The organism is Bradyrhizobium sp. USDA 3364, from assembly GCF_054056355.1.
Window position 1 is genome coordinate 7,474,831 of record NZ_JBSRYG010000002.1, and the last position, 16,000, is coordinate 7,490,830.

16 protein-coding genes are annotated in these 16,000 nt (G+C 65.3%); 1 reads left to right on the forward strand and 15 read right to left on the reverse strand.

Features of this window, described 5'->3' with window-relative positions; all coding sequences use genetic code 11:
• Window positions 1–81: 81 nt before the first annotated feature.
• From ACVILL_RS35155 to ACVILL_RS35170, 4 genes are all read right to left on the reverse strand, one after another.
• Window positions 82–1,023, reverse strand: coding sequence for a hypothetical protein (locus ACVILL_RS35155; RefSeq protein WP_456733236.1), 942 nt, complete (start codon window positions 1,021–1,023; stop codon window positions 82–84).
• Window positions 1,024–1,176: 153 nt separating this feature from the next.
• Window positions 1,177–1,380: a hypothetical protein gene (locus tag ACVILL_RS35160; RefSeq protein WP_456733237.1), complete on the reverse strand. Its 204-nt coding sequence runs from the start codon at window positions 1,378–1,380 to the stop codon at window positions 1,177–1,179.
• 217 nt (window positions 1,381–1,597) lie between these two features.
• On the reverse strand, window positions 1,598–1,966 hold the full coding sequence (locus tag ACVILL_RS35165; protein WP_456733238.1) for a YidB family protein: 369 nt from the start codon (window positions 1,964–1,966) through the stop codon (window positions 1,598–1,600).
• 176 nt (window positions 1,967–2,142) lie between these two features.
• Window positions 2,143–2,796 carry a glutathione S-transferase family protein gene (locus ACVILL_RS35170; RefSeq protein WP_456733239.1) on the reverse strand — a complete coding sequence of 218 codons (654 nt, stop codon included), beginning with the start codon at window positions 2,794–2,796 and terminating at the stop codon, window positions 2,143–2,145.
• 117 nt (window positions 2,797–2,913) lie between these two features.
• Here ACVILL_RS35170 and ACVILL_RS35175 point away from each other — a divergent pair, with 117 nt between their 5' ends.
• Complete coding sequence (locus tag ACVILL_RS35175; protein WP_456734437.1) at window positions 2,914–3,591, forward strand: DUF599 domain-containing protein; 678 nt, start codon at window positions 2,914–2,916, stop codon at window positions 3,589–3,591.
• Window positions 3,592–3,604: 13 nt separating this feature from the next.
• Here the strand turns inward: ACVILL_RS35175 and ACVILL_RS35180 are convergent, their stop codons facing one another.
• The 11 genes from ACVILL_RS35180 to ACVILL_RS35230 all read right to left on the reverse strand — a co-directional run bounded on the left by ACVILL_RS35180 (window position 3,605) and on the right by ACVILL_RS35230 (window position 15,657).
• Entirely contained in the window at window positions 3,605–4,498 is an 894-nt protein-coding gene (locus ACVILL_RS35180) for a hypothetical protein (protein WP_456733240.1), read from the reverse strand.
• Between the two features lie 186 nt (window positions 4,499–4,684).
• On the reverse strand, window positions 4,685–5,470 hold the full coding sequence (locus ACVILL_RS35185) for an aldo/keto reductase (RefSeq protein WP_456733241.1): 786 nt from the start codon (window positions 5,468–5,470) through the stop codon (window positions 4,685–4,687).
• A gap of 72 nt (window positions 5,471–5,542) precedes the next feature.
• Window positions 5,543–6,892 carry a cytochrome-c peroxidase gene (locus tag ACVILL_RS35190; protein WP_456733242.1) on the reverse strand — a complete coding sequence of 450 codons (1,350 nt, stop codon included), beginning with the start codon at window positions 6,890–6,892 and terminating at the stop codon, window positions 5,543–5,545.
• Between the two features lie 24 nt (window positions 6,893–6,916).
• Window positions 6,917–8,611: a phospholipase C gene (locus tag ACVILL_RS35195; protein ID WP_456733243.1), complete on the reverse strand. Its 1,695-nt coding sequence runs from the start codon at window positions 8,609–8,611 to the stop codon at window positions 6,917–6,919.
• 441 nt (window positions 8,612–9,052) lie between these two features.
• Window positions 9,053–9,451, reverse strand: coding sequence for a hypothetical protein (locus ACVILL_RS35200; protein ID WP_456733244.1), 399 nt, complete (start codon window positions 9,449–9,451; stop codon window positions 9,053–9,055).
• 222 nt (window positions 9,452–9,673) lie between these two features.
• Window positions 9,674–10,558, reverse strand: coding sequence for an alpha/beta fold hydrolase (locus ACVILL_RS35205; protein WP_456733245.1), 885 nt, complete (start codon window positions 10,556–10,558; stop codon window positions 9,674–9,676).
• A 29-nt stretch (window positions 10,559–10,587) separates the two neighbouring features.
• Complete coding sequence (hydA, locus tag ACVILL_RS35210; RefSeq protein ID WP_456733246.1) at window positions 10,588–12,000, reverse strand: dihydropyrimidinase; 1,413 nt, start codon at window positions 11,998–12,000, stop codon at window positions 10,588–10,590.
• Window positions 12,000–12,764, reverse strand: coding sequence for an aspartate/glutamate racemase family protein (locus tag ACVILL_RS35215; protein ID WP_456733247.1), 765 nt, complete (start codon window positions 12,762–12,764; stop codon window positions 12,000–12,002). The genes hydA and ACVILL_RS35215 overlap by 1 nt, the downstream gene beginning before the upstream one ends.
• Window positions 12,761–13,567, reverse strand: coding sequence for a GntR family transcriptional regulator (locus ACVILL_RS35220; protein WP_456733248.1), 807 nt, complete (start codon window positions 13,565–13,567; stop codon window positions 12,761–12,763). Before ACVILL_RS35220 ends, ACVILL_RS35215 begins: the two co-directional genes overlap by 4 nt.
• 15 nt (window positions 13,568–13,582) lie before the next feature.
• The gene (locus ACVILL_RS35225) at window positions 13,583–14,338 is read right to left on the reverse strand and encodes a maleate cis-trans isomerase family protein (RefSeq protein ID WP_456733249.1); all 756 of its coding nucleotides are present in this window, start codon (window positions 14,336–14,338) and stop codon (window positions 13,583–13,585) included.
• A gap of 14 nt (window positions 14,339–14,352) precedes the next feature.
• Window positions 14,353–15,657: an MFS transporter gene (locus ACVILL_RS35230; RefSeq protein ID WP_456733250.1), complete on the reverse strand. Its 1,305-nt coding sequence runs from the start codon at window positions 15,655–15,657 to the stop codon at window positions 14,353–14,355.
• Window positions 15,658–16,000: the final 343 nt, after the last annotated feature.

Sequence of the window (16,000 nt, forward strand, 5' to 3'; positions counted from 1 at the left end):
AGCGATGAAAGCGGCAGTGGATATCGGGATTACCGCGCGGAACGGGTGCGATGACGACGGCTCACGCCGCCGTCATCGCGCTCATTCCTGGTTCGCGGCCGCCGGTGCACTCGCGGCAGGCGGCGGCGCCGCAGCCGGCGCGGGGGCCGGCGCGATCTGGACCGGACGTTTCGCGGCAGGAGCCCGTTTCGGCGCCGCGGCGGGCGCGGCAGCGCGCGCGGGCGGCGGCGCCGCTGCGGCCGGCTTCGCCGGTTCGGGCGTCATGATGCTGACCGGCGGCGTGTTCGCTGAACTCGGAAACTCCGCATTGGTCGGCTTGCCGGTCGGCATCGACGGCGGCAGCCCTGCAACCAGACCGACGGCCGACGGCTGGGCAGCGCCGGCCGGCGCATTCCACGACGCTGCGTAGCGCGTGATCAGGTTCTCGTAGGTCCGCTCGTTCATGTTGGCGATGATCTGATGGTTGTCGCCGAGCGAGCGGAACGCCGGGCACGCGGTCGGCGTGCAGTGATCGCGCGCCATCAGCGCATAGGCCATCAGGCCGTAGCGGTCATGCTCGATGGCGCGGCGCAGCGCCTGCACCTCGGTGGTCGAATTGCGCTCCGCGGTCGCGAGGTCGCCGAGCGCGGTCAGGCGCGAGATCTGCGCCGCCGCATAGCTGACCGCGGCTGCTGCGGTATCAGATGAACCGAACAGCACCTTCTCGCAGGCGTTGAGAACGGCATCTCCGGCGAGGTCATCGACGCAGGCCAGCGCCGGCGCCGACTGGCCGGTCGATTGCGCCGTGCGCGTTTCGGCCGGCGCCGCCTGCCCGGCCGGCCCAAAGCCGCGGATCGTCGCAGCGACCGCAACCGCGATCGACAACAGCGTGATGACGGTCAGTGCGCCGTTGGCGACGGATTTTTCCGCACGCAGCAGCGTGACCAGAACGACGATCCCAAAGAACCCCGCCGCGGCCAAGGTCAGCCACATCGGGAAGGTCGGTGAGCGCCAGATCTGATCCAGCGAGGAAGCCCAGTTCATGCGCGATGTCCCTCAACGCAGCGTAAGCACAATCGGCGGCGGCGAACGCCGCCACCCCGGCGTCCAACCTTCAGCACAATGGTTCTGCGAACAGGGCCTTTTGACGGCGGCGGTGCGGAACCCGCTCCAGCCACCGGCTTGCGCATAACTCGTTCAGGTCAGCGCCAGCTGACTCTCCTTGGCCACCCGTTCGAAAGCTTCGGTCGAGCTCTTGATGCGATACTGGCAGTCGTCACCTTCGGTCGGCAGCAGGCGGATCACTTGATAGGTGCCGCTCGCGGCGGGGCGCGCCACGTTGCTGGCCGTGAAATAGACGGTCTCGCCAATCGAGTACTTGTGCTTCAACGCCCTCTCCATTTTCTTAGAGATTGCTGGCTGAGCTGACAGTCCCGATAGCTCAAGCCGGCATTTTGAGAACCCTGCGGCAAGCTAGCACATCGCCCTGCCCCAAATCCAGCAGGATTGGGGCATGGCGAAGGTGCGATTTTTGCAGGTTTTTCAGGGCGATAGGCAGCAATTTGCGTGCCAACTGGAAAATGCCCGCCAGGCTCCTCCGGAACCCGGTTCCATGCGCTCAGGCGGTATGCGGCAGCTTGCCGTTCGGGCTCGCGCTATCGACCGCACCCGGAAGTTGCTGGGCGAGCACCTGGGACAGCTGGTCCACCGGAATGTTGAACCTGGCGGCGAGCTGCTTGACCGTGTCGCTGCCCAGTACCTGCTGGAGCTGGTCGGCCGTGATCGGCAGGTTCTGGCCGGTGCCGATCCAGGATTTGACCTGCTCGCCGAGCCCTGCCTGCTCGAGCTTGGCGACGATCGCGGACAGGCCGCCCTGCCCGCCATTGCCCATCACCTCGCCGAGCACGACGGGGATCACCGCCGCCCCGAGCTGCCCAAGCATGCCTTTCAGCTCCGGCGAATTCTCCAGGGAATCGAGAATGCCCATGGTGTAAGTCCTTTCACGACTTGCAAAACCAGCCGTTCGGATTCGACGCCTTCGGCCCCGCGGCGTCAAGCTGCGATCTTTGCGGCTGCTGTCACAGTTCGGAAGTGCAAGAAGTGTTTTCGAGCGAAGCGGACACCGGTTCACGTGAAGAAAACGCGTCAAAACAAGAAGCTCGGTCAGACGTCCTCGAACCGCTCGATCCGCAGCGTCTCGGCGACGCCGTCCCGGGTCCATTCCTGAAATGCCGGCAGCCCCATCATGGCATCGAAATAATGCTTCGCCTCGGGCTTCACCGGGATCGCGTAGGTGCGGAATCGATGCACCACCGGGGCATACATCGCGTCCGCCGCGGAGAATGTCCCGAACAGGAACGGCCCCTGCTTGCCGTAACGCGCGTAGCAGGCGGCCCAGATCTCCTCGATGCGCGCGACATTGGCCCGCGCATCGTCCGACAGCGCGATGGCGCGGATCGGCCGGTGCAGGTTCATGCCGCATTCGCTGCGCAGCGGCACGAAGCCAGAGTGCATCTCCGCCGAGATCGCGCGGGCGTGTGCGCGCGCGGCACGATCCGACGGCCACAGCTTCGCCTCGGGAAATTTCTCGGCGAGATATTCGATGATCGCAAGCGAGTCCCACACGGTGACGTCGCCGTCGATCAGCGTCGGCACCTTGCCGGCCTTGCTGAAGGCGAGGATGCGGTCCTTGTCGGCCTGGTCCGTATAGAGCGGAATGAAGACCTCTTCGAACGGGATGTCGTTGGCACGCAGCGCCAGCCACGGCCGCATCGACCATGACGAATAGTTCTTGTTGCCGATGACGAGCTTGAGCATTGGTCGGGGAATCCTGTTGCCACGCCAGTTTGCCATAGTGCATTGCACGCGTTCAACCTGTACATGACGCAGGATGCGGCGCGGACCAGCAGCCGCGCATTCACGAAGGAAGGCACCATGACCGGCTATTGGGTCGACATCCTAGCCGTCAGCTTCTTCGCGCTGGAATGGCTGATCTACGCCATCACGCTGGAGCACACGGCCTACGGCCGCGACAGCCTGTCGGCGCGGATGCATGTCTATCGCGAGATCTGGGTCAGGAACCTGCTCCACCGCGATGCGCGGATGGTCGACATGCAGATCATGGCGAGCTTGCAGAACGGCACCGCGTTCTTCGCCTCCACCAGCCTGATCGCGATCGGCGGTGCGCTGGCGCTGTTGCGCGCGACCAATGACGCGCTCGCCGTGCTCGGTGCGCTACCGGTCAACCTGACGCCCTCGCCCGCGCTGTGGGAGGTCAAGTGCATCGGGCTGATCCTGATTTTCATCTACACCTTCTTCAAATTCGCCTGGGCCTATCGCCTGTTCAACTATGTCGCGATCCTGTTCGGCGCGATGCCGCCGGCCGGCCAGCGCGATACGCCCGAGGCGGAAGCCCATGTGATCCGCACCACCCGCCTGTTCGAGACCGCGGGCCGGCACTTCAACCGCGGCCAGCGCGCGTTCTTCTTTGCGCTCGGCTATCTCGGCTGGTTCGTCAGCCCCTGGGTGCTGTTCGCCACGACAGCCGCGGTCGTGATCGTGATCTGGCGCCGGCAGTTCGCCTCGAACGCCTGGCAGGCAATGGGAAGTTGACGTTTGCCACGCCTCACGACGCGAAATCGCGAGGGCTGAAGTCGAGGTCGAGCACCTTCCATTCGCCGTAACGATCCCGCGGCAGCATCGCATAGGGCTGGCAGGCCTGCAGCGCTTCGGTGGCGCTCTTGAGCAGCAGCGGCCCCTTTTCGGATGCAGTGGCTTCGATCAGCTGGGGCGATGAAGCGAGCTTGCCGTCGGGCTTCATGAACACCCTGAGCTTGATCTTGACGTCATCGCTCGTGCTCACCGTCGGCGGCAGCTTCAGGCAGGTCTTCAGATGGCGGCGGAATTCGGCCGCCACGCTGGAGCCGACGTCGGCCTGTTCGGTGGCCGCGGCGTCGAAATTGTCCTTGCCGGGACCGGGACCGGACGGCGCGTCGGCGGGCGGCTTCACGGAGATGTCCGGCGGCAGGCCAAGCATGACATTGTATTTGACCGACAGGTCAGGCTCCGGCTGTGTATAGGCAGGCGCCGCCGCCTGTGCCTGTTGCTGCGGCATCGGCTGGGGCATCGGCGGCGTCTGAGCCGCCGGCTGCGCGGCCGCGGCCTGTTGGGGTGTTGGGCTGGGCTTGGGCGCCGGCGGCGTCGCCTGCTTCTGTGCCGGCTGTGGTGCCGCCTGCTGCTTCTCTGGCGCGGGCGCCTGCGCTGACGGTTCGGGCTTGGCTGAGTCCACCGGCTTGTCGAGCGACGGCAATTGCAGTTCGGGGGTCGGCGACGGACTCGGCGCCGGGTCGGGCGTTACCTCCGACTTGGCGACCTCCTGCGGCGTCACAATCTCGACCGGCACCGTGTCAGCGGCGACGGGATCGAACTGATGCACCTCCGAATAAAGGAAAATCAGCGCGAGCAGCATCAGGTGCACGAACACCGATGCCAGCAGATCCGCGTTTGGCCGAAACTTCATCCCACCCGATCACATCAGTGATGTCTCCCCCGCCGGCAATAATACCGGCCGGAACCCGCCTGCCTCAATCCCCATTCGGGCCAAGGCCGCAACCGGCCAGCGGGCAATAGCATGATCCGGATCGGCGCCCAGCCATTTTTCCTGGACTTGCCCCTTAGGCGACGCCCCGATGCGCCACCGGGCCGATCATCGCGCCCCGGCGCTGCCGAGCGCCGAAATCTCGCGCATGTCCTCATCCGACAGCTCGAAATCGAAGATATCGATGTTTTCCTGGAGCCGCTCGAGCTTCGAGGTGCGCGGGATCGCGGAGACGTTCTGTTGCACCAGCCAGCGCAGGCAGATTTGGGCAGCCGTCTTGCGATAGCGGTCGCCGATCCGCGCCAGCGCGCGGTCGTTCTTGACCCGCCCTTTCGCGATCGGGCTGTAGGCGACGAACGCCATGCCATGGCGCGCGCAGGCCGCGATCACATCGGTCTGGTCCAGATAAGGATGGTACTCGACCTGGTCGCAGGCGAGCGGTTCGGGGCATTCCGCCACCGCCTCCTCGATCAGTGCCACGTTGAAGTTCGAGACGCCGATGTGCCGCGCCAGGCCGGCTTGCCTGACGCGCGCCAGCGCGCCGAGCGTCTCGGCCAGCGGCACCTGCGGATTGGGCCAGTGCAGCAGCAGCAGATCGACCTCGGTGAGACGGAGCCGTGCCAGGCTTTCCTTGGCGGACCGTTCGAGATCCTTCGCCATGAAATGCGTGGTCCAGACCTTGGTGGTGACGAACACGTCGTCACGCTTGATGCCGGAGGCGCGCAGCCCCTCGCCGACCTCGCGCTCATTGTCGTAGATCTGGGCGGTGTCGATGTGCCGGTAACCGAGCCGCAACGCCTGCTCGACGATGCGCGCGCAGGTCCGCCCGCGCAACTCCCATGTCCCGAGCCCGATCGCGGGGATCTTGGCGCCGTTGCCTTCGACGACATTCATGCGTCCATTATGCGCGCATGACGAGGACCTGCCAACTCACCTATCGGTTCCGCGATGGGCCGCCGCGACGGCTCACCGCTCCGGCTGGTAACCGTCGGTCAGCGTCTTCAGGAACGCGATGATGTCGGCCTTGTCCTGCGCCGTCATCGCCGGCGTGTCGCCCCGATGGCGCTCGAAGGGCGGATCGGCGACGTCGACATTGCCGTGATACCTTTCCGGCAGGTCGTCGTATTTCCGCACCGTTCCGTCGGCGGCACGCGGGAACACCTTCTCCGGATTGGTATCGCGGAAATTATAGAAATCGAGCACCTGCTCGAGGCTGGTGAAGACGCCGTTGTGGAAGAACACGCGGCGTGTGGCCGTGTTGCGCAAGGTCGGTGTCAGAAACATCCCGCAATATTGCGTCTGCTCGGCAATGTCGGTGCGATACGGCCCACAGACCCCGAGATCGAAATGATCGGGATCGCCGTTGCCGGCGAGCGCGGTGTTGCGCGGCGCACCGAGCGCCTCATACTGATGGTCGGTGAACAGTGGCGGCAGGCCGTCGCGGGTCGGCTGCGAGGTATGACAACCGCCGCAATTGGCCTTCTCCGGATCATTGAACAATTGCAGGCCGCGCAACTCGCTCTCGTTCAGCCGCGCCCTGCCCTCCAGCCAGTAGTCGAACTTGCTGTTGTAGGGATGGAAGCTCGGCTCCTCCACCTGATAGCGCGCGACCGCGAACATCGCTTCCGCGACCAGCAGCCGCGTATTGTCGAAGACACCAGCGCCGAACAGTTCGGCAAAGCGCGGGGCATAGCTCGCCTGGCGCAGCTTCTGCGCCACCACCTCGATGCTACCGCCATCCATCTCATTGGGATCGAGCAGCGGGAAGATCGCCTGGTCCTGCAGCGTATCGGCGCGGCCGTCCCAGAACAGGCCGCCCTGCGGCACGATGTTGACCGCGGACGCGGCCGTGCCGGTCGCGACCTTCTTCGCCCGCACCGCCTGCTGGCCTGCCGCGGCCAGTTGCGCGAAGTCGACGACGTTGTCGTCCTCGTCCTTCTCGGGCCCGATGCTGAAATTCGGCTGCCGCTCGAGATAGGTCAGGCCAGGTACGGCGCGCGTCCCTTGCCGGGACTGCGTGCGCCCGCCGAGCATCACCGGCCCGTCATTGGGCGGGCCATAGGCGTGGTCCGGACTGTGACAGGATGCGCATGACAATGCGCCCGACGACGACAGCGACGCATCGAAGAAGATCTTCTGGCCGAGCTGGGCCATCGCGGACAGCGGAGCGACAGGCGGACGCCTGAGATGCACCGGGTTCGGATTGGTTCCCGGAAGCTGCCTTACATCCGGAAGCTGCTGCGTTTCGACTGCCGCAACGGCGCCGGCCATGCAGAGCAGGCCGGCGCCGAGAAGCCACAGAGTGCGGCGGATCATATGACGTCCAGTGATCCCAGAGCGTTAGTGGTGGTGATGCTCGTCCGGCGGGCTGACAATCACCGTGCCGGCGGTCGGATCGAGGAACAGCGTGTCCTGACGGTACTCGTGGTCCTGACCATGGCCGCGTTCGAAGTCGAACATGTCAGCGATCGATTCGACCTTCTCGTCGAACGAGCCGCCGCCGAGACGCTGGCCGTGCAGCCAGTTGTCCTCGATGAAGCGCACCACGGAGGCCTGCGAAATCATCGTGTGGCTGACGTAGTTCCGCTTCGCGAAGGGCGAGATCACCAGGAACGGCGTGCGCGTGCCGGGACCGCAGCGGCCGTTCACCGGCTTGCCTTCGAGGCCCTTCGGCTGCGTCTGCTTGCCGATGCCGCGGCCGCACTGGCCGGGACCGTTGACCTGGTCAGCGGTGGGATCATACGAGGCGGTGATCGGTGCGAGGTACTGGTGGTCGTACCAGCCGTCGGAGTCGTCATAGGTGACGATGACGGCGGTCTCGCCCCACTCCTTCTGCTTCTGCAGGAAGTTGATCAGCTCGACATTGCCCGCCTGCTCGTCGAGCGGATCGGAGTTGCCGGGATGACCGTCCTGATAGGCCGGCATCTTGATGTAGGACACGGCCGGGAAGTTGCCGGCCTTCACCGAAGCGTAGAAGTCCTCGAGGTCGTAGGCATGATTGGCCGGATCGACCGTCTTGCTGCCGGGCAGGTAGGTGTGGCCGATCGCATTCACCGAGCTCGGACGCGCATGGGTCGGGTTGGCGGTCGACTTGTAGTATTGGAACCAGGCGTGGTGCGGAATGTAGTCCACGATGGTGCCGTTGACGTTGCTCGAGAACGTGCTGCGGCCGCAATTGGTGGTGCCGTTGCTGTTCTTGAGCGTCAGGTCGAAGCCGCCCATGAAGCTGCCCCAGCTGATCTGCTCGGCGTTGAGCAGATCGCCGATGTTCTTGCTGGTCATCAGGACCTGGCTGGTCGTGCTCGAGCAGGAGTCGTAGGCAGGGTCGGTATCGCCGATCAGCGTCAGCCCGCCCTGGCCGTCGGCGATCGACGACGACGTGCCGACGATGTTCTGCGCACCGTTGGTCTGGCCGGAAACCACCTCGATCGCGCCGGGCGTCGACGGACCGAAGGTGTCGGTCCAGCTATTGTCGCTCATCGCGAAGTTCTGGGCGTAATTCCAGAACGCGGTGACGGTGTTGCCGTCGAAATAGCCCATCACCTGCCCGTTGGTGCCGAAGGCGCCGACGCCGCCCGCGGTGCCGCGACCGGTGAATTCCGGAAACAGGTCTTCCTTGCCGTTGTCGACCGCCTGCTGCTCGGGCGTGTAGGCGTGGTTCTGCGACTTGGTGTTGGCCTGCGTGCGGTCGAGACGGAACGGATTGGTCGCGCCGGTGCCGTTGGCCGGATTGAGGTTCGGGTTGTTGGTCAGCAGATTGGCGTTGGCCAGGTTGTTCACCTTCGGCGTATGCGGCTTCGGATTGAATGGGATCGAGCCGGTCGGATTGGCTGCGTTCGGGTAGGTCGCGAAATAATGATCGAACGAGCGGTTCTCGTTGAAGATCACGACAAGATGCTTGATCGGCGTTGCCGTGTGGATGTCGTGCGGATGACGATGATCGTGATCCTTGTCGTCCTGAGCGGCGGCGCTGCACGCAATCGCAGCAGCGGCGACCAGACAGACTCCGACCGTCGAAAGAAATTTGGCTTTCACCGTAGTGCCCCTTGATTTTACAGATTTATGACGTCGACGTGCGACAAGTTATCCATCGCCGATGACAGCCCTGTGTAAGTTTTGTGCGAGCAACACATCGTCACAACGATTCATCATCGCGCGTTTTGATTCCCGCGCCGGTTGCAGCAGATGCGAACGATGTTGGATTGATCGCTATCTCGATGACGCGGTCGCGTGCGTCATGAGTCGATCTGCTGCCGCGCATATTGCGCCGGCGACAGTCCGACATGGCAGGTGAACGCGCCGCTGAACGCGCTTGCGGGGCCGTAGCCGACGTGTGTTGCGCACGACGACGCGACACTGCGACGATCTCGTCGCCCCAGCAGCGCGAGCGCAAGCCGGACCAGGTTGGTCCGGCCGCCCGTGATCTCGAATTGGCGAAAGGAGAGTTAGTCCGGCAATGCAGACATTCCGGATGACCTAGCAGACCCTCACGCTTTGCTGAACGTATGCGCTGCCGTTCCACACGGTTCTGGTCTGATAGCAGGAGTTATAAGCCGTTGCGGCGCCGATCGCCGCGCCCGTTGCCAGGCCGGCTGCGGCAGCGCCCCAACCTCCTCCATAATAACCACCGCCACGATAGTAACCACCGCCACGGTAATAACGGCCGCCGCCGGCCCAGCGCGCGCCTCCTCCGTGCCAGCGCGCACCTCCGCCGGCATGCCATCGCGTGCCGCCACCATGCCAGCCAGGCCGCATTCCGCCGCCGTGAAAGTGAGCCGCTCCGCCACCGAAGCGGCGAGCCTGTACGTCATAGGGAAGCATCGTTGCTGCAGCAGCGACGAAGCTGAGCACCAGGAAGGCTTTGGTTGGTCGCATGTCCGAGCTCCTTGCAAGGGTGTTCGGATCAATTCCTCAGCAACGGTCCTCGTTCCGGTATTTCAGGGATGTACGCACTCTGGCACGATCTGCATATACGCGCGTCGCGGTCGCGGCATGCTCGCGCATGTTGGGCTTTCTCCCGGATCGTGAGATCGCGAACGCGCCCCTGCGTGTCCGGGATCATTGCCGTGCGCGCGAACGGACCGGTGACAGCCTGCCCTAGTCCTTCATTCCCGTGATCGACGCACTGACGGCGCGGGGATCACGCTGCGGCCAGCGGCCGCTTTCGACCTGGGCCAGGAAATTGCCGACGATCCGGTTGTATTCGTCGGGCTCCTCGATGTTGATGGCGTGGCCGCAGTTCGGCATCACCGCGAGCGCGGCCGACGGGATGCTCTGCTTCATCAGGATGCCCGGCAGCAGGCACGGCCAATCCTCGTCGCCGGTGATGATCAAGGTCGGCACATCGATGCGCTTCATCTCGTCGACCAGGGTGTAGAGCGAGGGCCGCTCCTTCTGCACGCCCTGCTGGGTGTTGGCCGATCCCACCGCCGAATGCTCGGCCAGCATGCGCTTGAACTCGGAATGGCCGCGCGGATCCTTGTTCTCATACTGCACGCGGGTTGGCCCGTAGGCATAGCGTTCGGCGAAGGCCGGCATGCCCTCCTTGCGGATCATGCCGGCGATCACGTCGGCCTCGGCGCGGAACGTCTCGCGCTTGTCGAGCTCGGCGCCGTAGCCGCAGCCGCCGATGCACAGCGACAGCGCCCGCGCCGGGTGACGGAGCCCGAAATGCAGCGTCGCGAAGCCGCCCATCGACAGGCCGACGATATGCGCCTTCGGTGCGCCGATGTGATCGAGCACCGCCAGGATGTCGTCGGCGGCGCGCGCCTGCGAATAGGACGACACCTGATCCGGCACATCGGACGGCGGGAAACCGCGCGCATTGTAGGCGATGGTGCGGAAGCGCTTGCCGAAATGCCGCATCTGCGGCTCGTAGCTGCGCAGGTCGCCGGCGAATTCGTGCACCAAAATCACCGGATGACCCGACCCGGTTTCCTCGAAATAGAGCCGTACGCCGTCATCTGTTGTCGCATAGGGCATGGTGGTCTCCTGCCTTCTTGTTGCACGGGTTACGGGATGGTCGCCCCTATTGGCGGCTTGGCGCGCGCAAGGTACGTGCCGTGCTCCTTGCTGCCGACCAGGGTGCCGTCGTCGACGACCACCTTGCCGCGCACCATCGTCAGCACCGGCCAGCCCGTCACCTCGAGGCCTTCATAGGGCGTGTAGTCGGAGCCGTCATGGATCAGCTCGTGGCGGATCGTCACCTTGCGCTTCGGGTCCCACAGCGCGATGTCGGCATCGGAGCCGACCGCGATGGTGCCCTTGCGCGGATAGAGGCCGTAGATCTTGGCGTGGTTGGTGGCGCTGAAGGCAACGAAGCTGTTGAGGTCGATGCGCCCCTTAACAACGCCCTCCGAGAACAGGATCGGCAGCCGCGTCGCGACGCCAGGGATGCCGTTCGGCACCCAGCGGAAGCTGGTGCGGCCCCTGGACGCGAGCTTGCCCTGCGGGTCGTCGTAGCGGAACGGGCAATGGTCCGACGAGAACACCGAAAACACCTTCTGTTGCAGCCCCTCCCAGCACGCCTGCTGGCTGGCGACGTCGCGCGGCGGCGGCGAGCAGACGTATTTGGCGCCTTCCATGTTGAGCTGATCGAGATCCTTCTCGGTCAGCATCAGATACTGCGGGCAGGTCTCGCCCATCACGCGGAGCCCGCGCTGCTGGGCGCGCCGGATCTCCTCCATCGCCTCGCGGTTCGAGACATGCACGATCATGATCGGCACGTCGACGAGTTCCGACAGCGAAATGGCGCGATGGGTGGCCTCACGCTCGACCGGGATCGGCCGCGAGGTCGCGTGAAAGCGCGGCGCCGTATTGCCGGCACGTTCCAACCGATCGGTGAGGAAACGGATGGCGTCGAAATTCTCCGCATGCACCATCAGCATCGCGCCGGTCTCGCGCGCGACCGACATGGTCTCGAGCAGTTCGCGGTCCGACAGCGCGAGCCCCTCATAGGTCATGAAGACCTTCAGCGATGTGTAGCCGTCCTCGACCAGCGCTGGCAGCTCCTGGCCCAGCACATGCTCGGTCGGATCGGTGACGATGAGATGGAAGGCGACGTCGACATGGCACTCGCCTTCGGCCAGCGAATGGTAATGCTTGAGCGCCTCGCGCAGCGTCTGGCCCTTCTCCTGCAGGCAGAACGGCAGCACGGTGGTGTTGCCGCCGAACGCCGCCGAGCGGGTGCCGGAGGCAAAGCCGTCGGCCATCACGATGCCGTCGCCCGACGGCTGGGCGAAATGAACGTGGCTGTCGATGCCGCCGGGCAGCACCAGCCGGCCGGTGGCGTCGATGATCGTGGTCGCGCTGCCGAGATCGTGGCCGAGCGCCGTGATCTTGCCGTCGCGGATCCCGACGTCGCAGGCAAAGGTATCGGCAGCGGTGACGACGGTGCCGCCACGGATGATGGTGTCGAACGACATCAGCGGGTCTCCTGCTTCGGTGAGCGATGTTCGATGATGGCGGCAAGCGGCTCGGCGAGCCCGCTTGTCGGCTTCGGATCGGGACGGCGGAAAGTGCCGGCGACCGCCTTGCGCGGCTTGAGCACGGCAAGCGTCTCCGCCTGGCGCACCGCCGCCGCGACCGGATCGACCACCGGCACCGGAATGCGGTCGCGGACTTTTGCGGCGAGCCCGGCGAGCGGCGCGCCGGACAGGATGACGATGTCGGCGCCATCCTGCTCGACCGCGCGGTTGGCGAGCGCGACCAACAGCTCCTCCTTCTCGGCCTGCACCTCCGAGATCGACCGGAAGCTGCCGTCGAGCGTGCGGATGCCGGCGCAGCGCGAACTCAGCCCGTGCATCGCGACGCATTCCTCGTACCAGGGCGCCAGCGCGCCGGCGAAGGTCACGATCGAAAACCGTCGCCCAAGCATGCAGGCGGTCAGCATGGCGGCCTCGGCCAATCCCACGACGGGATACGCGAACAGCTCGCGCGCGCCGAACAGGCCGGGATCGCCGAACGCGGCGATGATGGCGGCATCGATGCCGGAGCCGGCCTCGGCCAGCATCTCGAGTGCGATCGCGCCCCCGATCTGCGCCTCGGCGCGGGTCGCAATATAGGGCACGCCGCGCGTCGCCGTCGCTGGCACCAGTTCGGTGCCGGACGACGCCACCTTGCTGCCGGCGGCATGCAGCAGATCCGTCACATCAGCCGTCGTGTTGGGATTGAGCAGCAGGATCTTCATGGCGCAACTTTCCTCGTCTTGCGACCGCGCGGCGTGGCGTTCAGCTGCGCTGCCGCGGCGTCATCCGCATCGGCATCCGGCGTCCTGGCATCCAGCGTCTCGGCGACGATCTCGCCGGTGCGGCGCACATGCTGGGCCAGCATTTGACCGGCACGGGCTGCATCCCGGCGCTTGAGCGCGGCCAGAATGTCCTGGTGCTCGCGCACCGATTCATCCCAGCGCCCGAGCACCGAGAGCGCGAAGAAGCGCGCGCGCTCGGCCCGCGCCAGCAGCGCCTCATGCGTCGCCTTCAGCACCGCGTTGCGCGCAAAGCCCACGATCGCCGAGTGGATCAGCTGGTTAACTTGAAAATAGTCGCGCAGCTCGCCGCGGCCGTGGTGCCATTCGATCTTGTCTTGCAGCGCCTCGAGCCGCTCGAAGTCGGCATCCTCCATGCGGAGCGCGGCAAGCTCGGCGGCGCAGCGCTCGATGCCGCTGACCGCCTCGAACAATTCGGTGAGCTCGGCGCGGCGGAACGGCGCCACCACGGCGCTATGGTTCAGCCTGAGCTCGATCAGGCCTTCGCTCGCCAATTGCTTCAGCGCCTCGCGCAGCGGGGTGCGCGAAATGCCGAGCGCGTCGGACAGATCCGCCTCGCCCAGCGATTGTCCGGGCGCCAGATCGCCGCGCACGATCATGGTGCGCAGCCGCGCAGCCGCCTGCTCGTGCAGCCCGACCCGGGGCACGCGCAAACGACGCCGTTGCAGCGCTGTCATCGCGCGCTTGGGGTCCTTGCTGCGTCTGGTCGCTCGGGCTTCAGTCACGGCTCGCCCTCTTTGTCATGATTGGATCGCGGCAGCCGCGCGCAGATCGGGGTTCGTGAACAGGTTGCCCCAGCCGTGCACGCGCGACGGATCGCAGCCGGCCGCGACCAGGCACGCCCACAGCGTCACCGCAATCGAATCCAGCACCGGCACGGCAAATTGCCGCTCCAGCCGTTCGGCCGCGCCCGCGCCGCGCATGTTGGTGCAGAGCACGACGGCGGCATCGCAGCCCTCGCGCACGACGTCCTCGATCATCCCTGCGACCTCGGCCTCGCTGACCTCGGCAAAGGAGAAATTGTCCTGCAGCGCGAGATGCCGCTCGGCAAAACAATGGAGCCCTTCCGAATTCCAGTTGGCGATGATCCGCTCCTGCACGTCCTCACGATACGGCGTCACCAGCCCGATCCGTTTGGCCCCGATCCGCCGCAGCAGGTCGCGATAGGCCAACACCGTGGTGCAGGCCTTGATCCCGGTCGCCGCCGTGATCTGCTCGCAAAGGCTCTCGTCGCGATCGAAGCCGAGCCAGCTCGCCGAGGTGCCGTTCCAGGCGATCACGTCGACCTTGGCATGGGCGAGCAATTCAGCTGCGCGCAAGATCTCGCTGGCGTCGAACTGGCGCAGCGCCTGCTCCGACAGCGCGATCTCCGTCACCTTGAAGCGCGAGAAATGCGCCGAGACGCCGTCGACGCCTGCCAGCATCGCGCAGGTGATCGGCTCGAGTGCGGTATTCGACGACGGCGTCAGCATGCCGAGCCGGACGGGACGTGTCATTGGCCGCTTCCGTTCTAGACCGGGAGCTTGCGGCTGTAATCGATCAGGGTCGAGCAGATCAACAGCGCAATGCCTGCGGCGGCGAAATACATCAGGGCCAGGAAATAGGAGCCGGTGGCCTGCACGATGAAGCCGACGATCAGGGGCGTCGTGATGCCTGCGATATTGCCGCCGAGATTCATGCAGCCGCCGAGGAAGCCGGACTTGCCGCGGCCCGCCAGCGCCGAGGGGATCGCCCAATACATGCCACACCAGCGCAGGAAGAACAGCGTCGTCGACAGCAGCACCACGACCGCAACCGCATTGGTGACATAGGCGACGAGGAAGATCGAGATCGTCGCCATGATCGCCGCGATGCCGAACAGGGTACGGAACACGGTGTTCGGCGCCCCGCCCCGCTCGCGCCAGCTATCGCCGATCCAGCCGCCGACCAGTTCGCCGACGAAGCCCGCGAAGAAGATGATGAAGGATGCGCCGCCGAGCGCCTTGATGTCGAAGCCGTGCACCTTGAACAAATAGGTCGGCATCCAGGTCAACAGGCCATAGAACGTGGTGTTGAAGAACATCCACCCCAGGCACATGCACCACACCGAGCGAAAGCGGAAATAGGCCATCCAGCTTGCGCCCGAGGACGGCGGCGTCGCCGCGTCCTCGATCGCATGCGCCTCCTCGAGATAGCGCGCCTCGGCCTCGTTGACCGACGGATGCTCGCGCGGCACGTTGCGGATGTAATACCAGGCCCACAGCCCGCACAGCATGGTGCCGACGCCGGCGACGACGAAGGCGACGCGCCAGGAGCTGAACGCCGCCATCAGCCAGGCGATCACGATCGAGCCGAGCGCGGCACCAAGCGGCGCGCCGCCGTCCAGCAGCGTGGCGCCGCGGCCGCGTTCGGTCTGCGTCATCCAGATCGCATTGAGCTTGCCGCCGGCCGGATAGATCGGCGCTTCCGACGCGCCGAGCCCGAGCCGGGTCATCAGCAGCAGCATCCAGCTGGTGGACAGCGCCGCCAGCGCCTGGAAGAAGCCCCAGAACAGCGTCGCCAGCGCGATCACGATGCGCGGCTTGAAGCGGTCGGCGAGCATGCCGCCCGGCACCTGCATCAGCGCATAGGTCCAGAAGAACGAGCTCAGGATCAGCCCCTGCATCGCCGGGTCGATGTCGAACTCCTTGGCGATGACGGGCATCGCGACCGACAGCGAGGCGCGATCGATATAGTTGATCGAGATCAGGAACAGCATCAGCAGGAAGATCTTCCAGCGTACGCCGGAAGGCTTCGCCGCATCTGCCATTGCGATGGTGGACACCTGATCGCTCATTGCACGCTCCTCTCCCGGCAGATTTTTGTCCCTGGCGCGACCCTCGTCATCGAAGATCATCGGCCTCTCCTGCCCGGCGCAAAGTCTGCTTCAACCGGCGCGAGGCGACAAGCACATTTTGTATTCTGCATGCAACTTATTGCATACTATTGATATTACGTCATATTTTTCTGGTGCAGCATCGTTATTAGTCAGCCGTGATGAGCGATTGGGCGTCAGGTCACCGCCTGGAGCCGGCGATCTCGGCAAGTCGCCGGCGGCTGCGGCGATTGCGTGCAGCGGCGTTTTGCTCACCCCGAAAGCAGTCGGTCCGCGCTTCCAGGGAAGCGCGGACCGATCGCGA